Source organism: Dyella sp. (genome assembly GCF_036568765.1).
Classification (GTDB): Bacteria; Pseudomonadota; Gammaproteobacteria; order Xanthomonadales; family Rhodanobacteraceae; genus GSA-30.
Map to the genome: position 1 here is coordinate 1 of NZ_DATCRY010000033.1, position 11,073 is coordinate 11,073.

Annotated in this window: 9 protein-coding genes and 1 pseudogene; 3 read left to right on the forward strand and 7 right to left on the reverse strand. The window is 63.1% G+C overall.

What is annotated here, in order from left to right:
* The 7 genes from VIM98_RS03065 to VIM98_RS03095 form a co-directional block, all read right to left on the reverse strand.
* A partial coding sequence (locus VIM98_RS03065; protein WP_414650182.1) for an ATP-binding protein occupies positions 1-2,039 on the reverse strand: 2,039 nt, incomplete at its 3' end.
* Entirely contained in the window at positions 2,036-2,713 is a 678-nt protein-coding gene (locus VIM98_RS03070; RefSeq protein ID WP_331991622.1) for a DUF4194 domain-containing protein, read from the reverse strand. The genes VIM98_RS03065 and VIM98_RS03070, both read right to left, overlap by 4 nt.
* A complete protein-coding gene (locus tag VIM98_RS03075) occupies positions 2,700-4,181 on the reverse strand; it encodes a DUF3375 domain-containing protein (protein WP_331991623.1) in 1,482 nt (493 codons plus the stop codon). The genes VIM98_RS03070 and VIM98_RS03075 overlap by 14 nt, the downstream gene beginning before the upstream one ends.
* On the reverse strand, positions 4,181-5,260 hold the full coding sequence (gene cgtA / locus VIM98_RS03080) for an Obg family GTPase CgtA (RefSeq protein ID WP_331991624.1): 1,080 nt from the start codon (positions 5,258-5,260) through the stop codon (positions 4,181-4,183). The genes VIM98_RS03075 and cgtA overlap by 1 nt, the downstream gene beginning before the upstream one ends.
* A 106-nt stretch (positions 5,261-5,366) precedes the next feature.
* On the reverse strand, positions 5,367-5,624 hold the full coding sequence (rpmA, locus tag VIM98_RS03085) for a 50S ribosomal protein L27 (protein WP_331991625.1): 258 nt from the start codon (positions 5,622-5,624) through the stop codon (positions 5,367-5,369).
* 24 nt (positions 5,625-5,648) lie between these two features.
* Positions 5,649-5,963: a 50S ribosomal protein L21 gene (rplU, locus tag VIM98_RS03090; RefSeq protein ID WP_331991626.1), complete on the reverse strand. Its 315-nt coding sequence runs from the start codon at positions 5,961-5,963 to the stop codon at positions 5,649-5,651.
* Positions 5,964-6,157: 194 nt separating this feature from the next.
* Complete coding sequence (locus VIM98_RS03095; RefSeq protein WP_331991627.1) at positions 6,158-6,658, reverse strand: DUF2059 domain-containing protein; 501 nt, start codon at positions 6,656-6,658, stop codon at positions 6,158-6,160.
* A gap of 178 nt (positions 6,659-6,836) precedes the next feature.
* Between VIM98_RS03095 and uvrA the strand changes: the two genes are divergently transcribed.
* The 3 genes and pseudogenes from uvrA to VIM98_RS03110 form a co-directional block, all read left to right on the forward strand.
* Positions 6,837-9,701 (forward strand): excinuclease ABC subunit UvrA, encoded by a 2,865-nt coding sequence (gene uvrA / locus VIM98_RS03100; RefSeq protein ID WP_331991628.1) that lies wholly within the window; start codon positions 6,837-6,839, stop codon positions 9,699-9,701.
* Positions 9,698-10,117 (forward strand): thioesterase family protein, encoded by a 420-nt coding sequence (locus tag VIM98_RS03105; RefSeq protein WP_331991629.1) that lies wholly within the window; start codon positions 9,698-9,700, stop codon positions 10,115-10,117. Before uvrA ends, VIM98_RS03105 begins: the two co-directional genes overlap by 4 nt.
* A gap of 107 nt (positions 10,118-10,224) precedes the next feature.
* Positions 10,225-11,073, forward strand: a pseudogene (locus VIM98_RS03110) (DUF4139 domain-containing protein); the annotation flags it as partial.

Genomic DNA, 11,073 nt, shown 5'->3' on the forward strand with positions numbered 1-11,073 from the left:
TCCTCACGCAGTCGCTTGATGGCTTCACCCGCCTGCGCGATAACCTGCGCCAGCTGCTGTCCTTCCTTCTCGTACAGGCTCAGCTTGTCGCGGTTGTCGAAGCCCAATACCCAATGCTTTTTGTCGCCGATGGCGCGACGGTCGTCCTTCTCGTAGCGCTCGCCGGGATGCTTGACCTGCCCTTCGCGGGTCATGGCGCGGTCGGCGTGACGCAGCGCGGCGGCGGAGTCGACGCAGGCATAGTCGAAGCGCCGCGCCAGTTGCTCGCTCAGCCACCCCTGATGGACATGGTCGCGAACATCGAGCTTGTGCACCAGCGAACGCGTGTCCAGGCGGTGCCGGTCGAAACTGTCTGAGCGACCGACCCGGTAATAGACCAGCTTGCCGCCGAGATGCGTTTTATTGATCCAGGCCGATACTTCGCCGTAATGCCGCTCGTCGACCAGCATGGACAGCGCGAAACCATGTAGTACGCGCTCGATGGCGCCGCTCCAGGCGGCCTCTTCGGACTTGACCTGCAAGAGCTCGCCGACAAATGGCAACGCATGCTCCGCCAGACCCAGCTCCTGGCAAAGGCGTGCACGCATCGCTTGCACGTGCGAGGGAATATTGGATGGATTGCGCTTGAGCGCATCGATCTCGGCGCGCACTTCGGCGAAACGCTGGCCTGCCTGCTCGCTTTCGCGTTTCAGGCCGTCCATCTGTTCTTCGAGGGACGCCGCGCGCCCCAGTGCGCCATCGAGCAGTTCGCGCGCCTGCCCGGCCATTTCGGCGAATGCACGCGCCGTGGACGGAAGAGACCAGCCTAGCTGCTCGCAAGCGGCTTCGATCTTGTCGCGGCGCTGCATGGCCTTGTCACGGTCACGTACGACACGGTCGCGCTCACGCTCGAGACCATCGATGGCGTCACCGCCTTGTTCACGGCGCTGGCGCTCCAGGTCGCTGACGCGCGCATCGTGGTTGGCCACCGCCTGGCGGCGCTGCTCGACCTCGCTGCCCAGCGCCTGGTCCTGCGTCTTGAGCTCGGCCAGGCGCGCATCGAGCAGACCCAGGCGGCGTTGTTCGCGATAGGCGTCCACGCCGTGCTGCAGCTCGCGCAGCTCCGACGTCGTACGCCGCAGCTTCATCAATGCCTCGTGGGCCTCACGCGCCGGCCCCAGCGTCGCGACTTGCTCGCGGGCGACCACCACCGCCTTGTGGGCGGCATCCAGCTCGCCGAAGTCGGCGACCAGACGGTCGGCCGCGGCGAAAGTCTGCGGCTCATCGAGCATGAACCCGCGCAGAAAATGATTGAGGTCGCCCAGATTCTTTGCCGACTGCGTCTTGTGCAGCAGCTTGAGCGCCATCTCGTTCTGGATGCCCAGCAGGCGCCGGAAGCGCTCGGCATAACCGGAGAAGGTATCGAAATGATGGACCTCGTCGCCCAGGCGCGTCTTCAGGCGACGGCGGTCGAGATCGAAACCATCCATGTCGGTGGCAATATCGAACGCGCGCTCGGTCACCATGTAGTGCTTCTGTACATCGGCAGCCGACGAACCATTGCCGGTAATCCAGAACAGGCGGATCAGCGACACCGTCGCACCGAGGCTGTTGCGGTATTCCAGCACAAGCGCCGACCAGGTCGTGCCCTTGCGCAGGTACTGCGTGGCAATGGTGCCCGAATCGCTATCCTGCTGATCCGCCCAGGCGCCACGCACATAAGAGGCAAGATTGCGGTCGCGACCGCTGCGCTCGGCTTCACGCGCAGCCGCGTTGAAATCGACCAGGTTCGGCGGCACCAGCAATGCCGACATCGCATCCAGCAGCGTCGACTTCCCCGAGCCGGAACGGCCGACAAACAGGAATCCTTTTTCGGCGATCGGCACTTCGACCAGTCCGCTGAAGGTTCCCCAGTTGAATACCTGCAAGCGGCGCATACGGAACTGTTCGTCGCGCGGGCTGGGCAGGTCGGACATGAACAACGACGGCGCGACGGGCTTGGCCGTCTTGGCTGCCTTGGCTTTTTTCTTTGGCGCGAGATCGCCCGGCTCGGTGCTCATCGACCGGTTTCCTCCATGCCGCCGCCCTCACCGAGTTCGCGATAGACGCGCGTCAACGCCAGCACGTCCTCGGCCGAGAACAGCAGCTTGAGCGCGGGTGAAACCTCGTAACGCTCTTCGCCGCCAGGCAACTTCACCAGAATATGGTTATCTTTCATCTTGCCTATCGCCTGCGCTACGCGCTTGCCGAAACCGGCTCGATCGGTGGATACGCTCTTTTCGTAGACCGACAGCACGTCGTTCAGGACACTCTCTTCGACGACGGCGCGCAGACCTTGTGCATCGGCCTCGGCCAGCTGCTGACGCAAATGCAGCAGCAGTACCGAGTCGAGAAAGGTCAACGGCGAGGTGCGAAGCAGCACGGGCGTATTGAGTTCGCCCGTATCGGCCTGACGTACGAAAGCTACGCCTGCCTCGCGATCCAGCACCAGCTCCAGGAACAGCTCGCACAGATGCGAGCGCAACGCTGTCTCGTGACGCAGCAGCACTGGCCAGAGCTGGCTGTGACGTCCCGCATCGACGCTCGGGCCTGCCAACAGCTGACATAGCACGCGGCGAGCATCCACGGGCAGAAGCCCTGTGTCGCCATCGAATAGACCGCTACCGCGCGCGTCGACAATCGGCGCTCCCTCGGTAACAGCCAACGTATCGAGATCGTCTTCAGGCAAATTCATGGCGTTTCTCTTTCAGGAACCACACCAACGGAATACGCGCATGCCGCCGATGACCATCGCCGCCTTCCCAGCTGATGGCCTCGTGCTGACCGCCATCGGCGATAACACCGTGCCGTGTCGCCAGGGAAAGCAACCCGATCACGCTACCCAGACCCTGCTCTGCCGGGCGATGGCCGAGCACCTCGCCGATGGACAGCTGCGGATGATCGCGCAGGAGTTCGTGCAGATCGCGACGCAACCCACGGATGTTGATTTCCGATTGCGCCACCAATTCGCCGACGCTGTCGAGCGAGATCGTTGCGCCGTCGCTGCGCACGATGCGCCCGTCGACCTGACCGTTACGTGGATCGTGCAGCCGCCATTGCGACAGGGAGCGCAGGCGGCTGGTCGTCAGTTGCAGGGTATAGGGCGTGCGCTGCTGCGCGTGCACGCTATCGCGCAATTGCAGGGCCTCGGCCTGCGCCTGCTTGAGCAACTGGTTCAATCGTCGTTGCTCAAGATAGCCGCGGCTCTGCACGAACCCGCGCAGGCTGCGTGCGAAATGCTGCAGTACATCGTTGACGTCGCCACCCCGGTCGAGCATGGTGCCGGTCAAACCACGCAGGAACTGCCGCTCGGCGCGCTGAAGCTTGCGTGCAAAGCCGCGCGAAAGCACCGCCTCGAGCGCGGCGTCGAGCTGGGCGCTCTGTTCGACGTCGTTGAGCAGCCGCCAGAATGCCTGGAAGCTACGCCCGGCCTCGCTCTCGCCGATCACGTCCACGCCTTCGAACAAGCGCTCGAGCAAATCGCCGCGCTCACCTTCGTCATCGATGATGCGTTCGCGGAATTCCCGGTTGAGCCGCTCGAAATCGTCGCGAACGCGGCGAAAATCCTCGGTGAGCTCGTCGGCAAGCTGGATGATCTCGCGCGAACGCTCCAGGGCGCGCTTGCCGTCGAGTGCGGCGACTTTGCCGGTACCGGCCCGCGCGATCTCGGCATCGATGCGGTCGCGCTCGGCATACAGCGCAGACAGGCGCGCAGCCGGATCGCTTTCGGTCTGCTCGGCCAGTTGCACTAGCTGCTGGATCACCAACGACAGGCGGCTCTCCGTCGCTGCGCTGCGCGATGATTCCAGGCCGGCGATGAAACGGATCGCCTGAATCGCCTGGGTGGAGAGTTCGTATTCCTCCTCATGCGCGCCTTCGGGCAAACGGCGCTCGAGATACCCCTGCGCCAGCCAATGCGCAACATAGGCCTGCGCCGTGCGTGGCAACTCGCGCGGCAGATCGGATGTATTGATGGCGTCGAGGTGTTGCTGGAGGCGCTCCAGCAAGACCGAACCCGGAAGCTTGCGATCGCCTTCCAGCAACACGGTCTGCAATAGACCGACCAGCTCCGGCGCATGGTCCGCAGCCAGCAGACGCCACAGCGGCTGCTCGCGCAGCCGGCGATACCCAGCGACTCGTCCTTGCAGTGCGGCCTGCGACATCAGCCTTGCGAGGGCTCGCCACGCAGGCGCACGTCGCCCGGATGCATATCGGCACGGCCTTCGCGTACCTCGCGCTGCGACTCGAAGAAGCGCTGCACTTGCTGGCAGACAGCCATGGTGTTCTCACGCGCGATCGCGGAGACAAGGAACCACGGCTCCTTCCACTCCAGCCGCCGCACGATGTCCTCGGCAACCTGCTTGCGCTCGTCATCGAGCAATATGTCGGCCTTGTTTATCACCAGCCAGCGCGGGCGCTCGAGCAACTCGGGATCGAACTTGGACAATTCGTGCTCGATTGCTCTGACCTGTTCGACCGGATCGGTACCGTCGATCGGCGCGATATCCACCAGATGGAGCAACAAGCTCGTGCGCGAGACATGGCGCAGGAACTGGATGCCCAGGCCATGGCCCTCGGCGGCGCCTTCGATCAGGCCTGGAATATCGGCAATCACGAAGCTCTGGTCGGTACCCAGGCTGACTACACCCAGGTTGGGATGCAGCGTGGTGAACGGGTAGTCGGCCACGCGCGGCGTCGCGGCGGAGACAGCTCGGATGAAGGTGGACTTGCCGGCGTTGGGAAAGCCCAGCAGGCCGACATCGGCCAGCAGCTTGAGCTCCAGCTTCAATTCGCGCACTTCGCCCGGCGTGCCCGGCGTGGACTTACGCGGCGCGCGGTTGACCGAACTCTTGAAATGGATGTTGCCGAGACCGCCCTTGCCGCCTTGCGCCACCAGCAGGCGTTGGCCGTGCGAGGTGAGGTCGCCGATGATTTCGTCGGTATCCACGTTGGTCACAACCGTACCCACGGGCACGCGAATCGTGGTGTCCTCGCCACCCTTGCCGTACATGTCGCTGCCCATGCCGTTCTGGCCGCGCTGAGCCTTGAAGCTGCGCTGGTGGCGGAAATCGATCAGGGTATTGAGGCCTTCGTCGGCAATCAGCCAGACCGAGCCGCCGCTCCCCCCATCGCCGCCGTCGGGGCCGCCGAACGGGATGAATTTCTCGCGACGGAAGCTGATGCAGCCGTTGCCACCGTCACCGGCATGGACTTTGATGATCGCTTCGTCGACGAATTTCATAATGGGTGAAGAGTAAGGGGTAAGGTGTGAGGGGGAAAAGCACCCCTCTCAAAAGACAAAGGCCCCGCCGAAGCGGGGCCTTCGTTTGCGAACGAGGCCGGGAGAATTAACCCTGGACGACGTTGACGTACTTGCGGTTCTTCTCGCCACGGGTCTTGAACTCGACCGTGCCGTCGACCAGCGCATACAGCGTGTGGTCACGACCCAGGCCCACGCCGGTGCCGGCATGGAACTTGGTACCGCGCTGACGCACGATGATGTTGCCCGCTTCGATGGCCTGGCCGCCGTAAATCTTGACGCCGAGGTACTTCGGGTTCGAGTCGCGACCGTTACGGGACGAGCCTACGCCTTTCTTATGTGCCATGACTGATTACTCCAGATTGGCGGATCAGGCGTTGATGCCCGTGATCTCGACTTCGGTGAAATGCTGACGGTGTCCCTGCTGCTTCTTGTAGTGCTTGCGGCGGCGGAACTTGACGATGCGGATCTTATCGGCGCGGCCGTGCTTGCGCACGGTGGCGCTGACGGTGGCACCGGCCACGGTCGGGGCACCGATGGTGACCGACTCGCCCGAACCGACCAGGAGGACCTGATCGAAGCTGACGGTGGCACCTTCATCGGCGGTCAGGAGTTCCACGCGCAGGACGTCGCCCTGCTGAACGCGGTACTGCTTGCCGCCGGTCTTGATGACTGCATAGCTCATGGGAATATCCCTTCTGTCGTTATTCTCTTGGGTTTCCACAGGGCGCTTTGTGCCGCTGGGAACGGGGAAGTATAGCGACGGGGACAGGACTGGTCAAATAGTGACCAGTCGTAAGGAGCTAAGTGAGGCCGGCCACGGGTGCGGCCTGCGAGGAGAGGAATACCCCCCGACAGGCCGCAGACCGACCTGACCTGTTACTTCCCCTTGGCCGGCGCAGCCGCCGGCGTGGCCGGGCAGCGACCCTGGGCGTCCAGGGTGCCCTTCTTCTGCAGGTCGGCGACCATCTGACGGCCACGCTCCTGGCCCCATTGCTGGCCGATCTGCATGCCCTCGGCCATGGTCGAGGGCATCTCGTTGATGACCTTCTGGCCCAGCGGCGAACGATAGAACTTCAGCAGACCGTCGACGTCCTCGGCGGTGAAATGCCGCTGGTAGATCGGCACCATGCGGCCGATCAGCTGCTGGGTCCCGTTGGCGTCGATAAAGCCTTGCCAGTAGCTGCCCGGCACGCAAGGCAGGGCCTGCTGCATGATGCCGGCCATCTGGCTGTTCATCTGCGACATCATCTTGCCCACGCCAACCACATCCATGAGTTCCTTGACCTTGGCTTCGCTTGCCTGGGCCGCCAGCGCCTGTCCCGCCACGGCACTGAAAGCCAGCCCCAATCCCAGTCCCAGCCATACGCTCTTTTTCATCGCACTCCCTCGATTGTCCATATTGCGCCCCCATATGGTAGGCATGCCGACGGGCCGCCTGGCGGCCGCGCCCGGTATTAAAGCCACATCCCTTCCGCTTATGCCACCCGACCAATAACTAACCTGGCCGGTTTGGTATAGTGCAGTTTTTCCCTACCCCCCTAACCATCCGGTAGCCATGGATACGATCCGCATACGCGGTGCGCGCACGCATAACCTCAAGAACATCGACCTGGACCTTCCCCGTGACCGGCTGATCGTCATCACCGGTCTGTCCGGCTCGGGCAAATCCTCGCTGGCCTTCGACACCATCTATGCCGAAGGGCAGCGCCGCTATGTCGAATCGCTATCGGCCTATGCGCGGCAATTCCTGTCCATGATGGAAAAGCCGGATGTGGACCACATCGAAGGCCTGTCGCCGGCCATCTCGATCGAACAGAAATCCACCTCGCACAACCCGCGCTCGACCGTGGGCACGATCACCGAGGTCTACGACTACCTGCGCCTGCTGTATGCCCGTGTCGGTACGCCGCGCTGCCCGGATCATGGCATTCCGCTGGAAGCCCAGACCGTCAGCCAGATGGTCGACGCCACGCTGGCGCTGCCTGCCGACAAGCGCTTCATGCTGTTGGCACCCGTCGTGCGCGAGCGCAAGGGTGAACACGTCCAGATATTCGAGCAATTGCGCGCGCAAGGCTTCGTGCGTGCCCGCGTCGATGGCGTTGTCTACGATCTCGACGCCGTACCGCCGCTGACGCTACGCCAGAAGCACACCATCGAAGCGGTGATCGACCGCTTCCGTCCACGCGACGACATCAAGCAGCGCCTGGCCGAATCGTTCGAGACCGCGCTGCGCCTCGGTGACGGATTGGTGATCCTGGCCGACATGGACGACACCAAGGCACAAGAGCAGTTGCTGTCGTCGCGCTATTCCTGCCCGGTCTGCGATTACTCGCTGCCCGAGCTGGAACCGCGCCTGTTCTCGTTCAACTCGCCGATCGGCGCCTGCCCCACTTGCGACGGCCTGGGCGTCACCCAGGTATTCGATGCCTCGCGTGTCGTCGGCCATCCGGAACTGCCGCTGTCCGGCGGCGCGGTCCGCGGCTGGGATCGCCGCAATGCGCATTATTTCCAGTTGATCATGTCGCTGGCCAACCACTACGGCTTCGATGTCGATACGCCGTGGCAGAAACTGTCCAAGACCGTGCAGCAGGCGGTGCTGTACGGCAGCGGCAAGGACAAGATCGCATTCCGGTATCTCACCGAACGCGGCGGCAAAGTCACCCGAGAGCACGCCTTCGAAGGCATCCTGCCGAACCTCGAACGACGCTACAAGGAAACCGAATCGCCCGCGGTGCGCGAAGAGCTGGCCAAGTACATCAGCGACCACCCCTGTCCGGATTGCGAAGGTCAGCGCCTGAACCGTTCGGCACGCAACGTGTTCGTGGCCGATCATGCCCTGCCCTCGCTCACCTCCCGCTCGATCGACGACTCGTTGGCGTTCTTCGACACGCTGAAGCTGGCCGGTTGGCGCGGCGAAATCGCGGTGAAGATCGTCAAGGAGATCCGCGAGCGCCTGACCTTCCTCAACGATGTGGGCCTGAATTACCTGACGCTCGACCGTCAGGCCGATACGCTTTCCGGCGGCGAGGCCCAGCGCATCCGCCTTGCCTCGCAGATCGGTGCGGGCCTGGTCGGCGTGATGTACGTGCTGGACGAGCCGTCCATCGGGCTGCACCAGCGCGATAACGAGCGGTTGCTCGGCACGCTGACGCGTCTGCGCGACCTGGGCAATACGGTGATCGTGGTCGAGCACGACGAAGATGCGATCCGTGCAGCCGATCATGTATTGGATATCGGCCCGGGTGCCGGCGTGCACGGCGGCGAAGTCGTGGCGCAGGGTTCGCTCAAGGATATCCTCGCTTCGCCGCGCTCGGTGACGGGCCAGTACTTGTCCGGCAGGCGCGCCATCGAAGTACCTCGCGAGCGGCGCGAACAACAGGACAAGGAATCCTGGCTGCATCTCAAAGGCGCCAGCGGCAACAATCTCAAAAACGTGGACCTGTCCATCCCGGCCGGCCTGTTCACGTGCGTGACCGGTGTCTCCGGCTCGGGCAAATCGACCTTGGTCAACGACACCTTGTTCCGCCTGGCCGCCGCCGAACTGAATGGCTCGAGCGTGCAACCGGCGCCTTACAAATCGGTCGAGGGACTGGACCTGTTCGACAAGGTGGTCGATATCGACCAATCGCCGATCGGCCGCACACCGCGTTCCAATCCGGCGACGTACACCGGGTTGTTCACGCCGTTACGCGAGTTGTTTGCGCAGGTACCCGAAGCGCGCTCGCGCGGTTATACCCCGGGCCGTTTCAGCTTCAATGTGCGCGGCGGCCGCTGCGAAGCCTGCGAAGGCGACGGCATGATCAAGGTAGAGATGCACTTCCTGCCGGACGTTTATGTGCCTTGCGATGTCTGCCATGGCAAGCGCTACAACCGCGAAACGCTGGAGATCCACTATAAGGGCCACACCATTTCCGATGTGCTGGACATGACGGTGGAAGATGCGCTCAAGCTGTTCGAGAACGTGCCGACCATTGCACGCAAGCTCGACACGCTGCGTGCCGTCGGCCTGGATTACATCAAGCTCGGCCAGAGCGCGACTACCCTGTCCGGCGGCGAAGCGCAGCGCGTGAAATTGTCGAAGGAATTGTCCAAGCGCGACACTGGACGCACGCTGTACATCCTCGACGAACCGACGACCGGCCTGCATTTCCACGATATCGAGCAGTTGCTCGATGTGCTGCACCAACTGGTCGACCAGGGCAATACGGTCGTCGTGATCGAGCACAATCTCGATGTGATCAAGACGGCTGACTGGATTGTCGATCTCGGCCCCGAGGGCGGCGCCGGCGGCGGACGTATCCTGGTTGCCGGCACGCCCGAAGACGTTGCCGATACGGCCGGCTCGCACACAGGGCGCTTCCTCGCTCCTCATCTGGAAATCAAGCAGGCCAAGCAGCAAGCAAGGAAGAAGAAAGCATGAGCTCGAACACGACCGCAGCGACAAACCCGCTGCTCGATACCATCATCAGCGTACGTTGGCGTGACCTTGACGCGTTCAATCACGTCAACAATTCCAACTACCTCACGTATCTGGAAGAAGCTCGCTTGCAGTGGCTGCAAAAGGTGCCTGGGGAATGGATGAATGCACAGGCTATGCCAGTGATGGCAGCCAGCGAGATCGACTATCGCCGCCCGATCGCCTGGCCGGCGCGAGTGCGTGTGCAGTTGTTCAATGAGCGTACCGGCAATAGTTCGATGTCGATCGGTCATCGCATGATCGACGCCGACGATGCCGAGACGGTCTACTGCGAGGGCCGCGTGGTGATGGTCTGGATGAATCCCCAGACGGGCAAGTCGGTACCGTTGCCACAGGCCGTGCGCGACGCCGCCGCCTAACGCACAAAGCGGCGCGATGGGGTTAAACCTGACGCGGCACGGATGCCGCAGCTTCATCACCGGGAGGTAAGATCGGCGTCGATTCCCCATGACAAGGAGTTTCCGCCGTGCGTCGATCGCTCCCTACCCTGCTCGCTTTCGCCAGCGCCGTCGCTTTGTCCGGCCAGGCTTTCGCCGCGACACCCGACCGCACCGAACTGACGCTGTATCGCAGCGACGACAGTTCGCTGTTCAGTGCCGATAACAGCGGCGCCATCGCATCCGGCTTCGCGCTGGCGCGCGAACCGCGCACCCTGGATCTGCAATCGGGCACGCAGGAGATCAGCCTGCACGGCCTGCCCCAGTTCCTGGATACCGAAGGACTCTCGTTATCGATCGACGGAGGCAAGGTGCTGTCGCAACAGCTCAGGCTGGACCAAAGTCAGAGTGCGATGCTCTCGGGCATGATCGGCAAGCGCGTGAGCTTGCGTGGCAATGGGCAAGCGACGCCCGACGGCGTGCTGGTGGCGACCGAGAATGGCGGCCTGCTGATCCGCGCGGACGACAATCGTGTCTATTGGACTCCAGCTACCGGCTATAACTATGTCTTTGTCCGGGATGAGGACTATGCCGCCTCGGGCGCCATTCTCAACCTGAAAGTCCAGGCTTCGCGCAGCGGCAAGACACAGGCCCTGTTGAGCTACCCGACCTCCGGCCTGGGCTGGCGCGCCTCCTACATCGGTACATTGCAACCCGGCGCCGCCTGCCGCATACAATGGGAATCGCGCGCCAGTATCGCCAATCGCAGCGGCCGTGACTGGAACGACGTCAAGCTCAGCCTGATTGCCGGGGAGCCGAACCTGCAAAAAGCTTCCGCCCCGCGTCCAATGATGATGGCCAAGGCAGGCATGGTTGCCGCACCCGCAGCCATGGACGCGATGCCGCGACAATCCACTTTGGAAGATTACCGCCAGTAC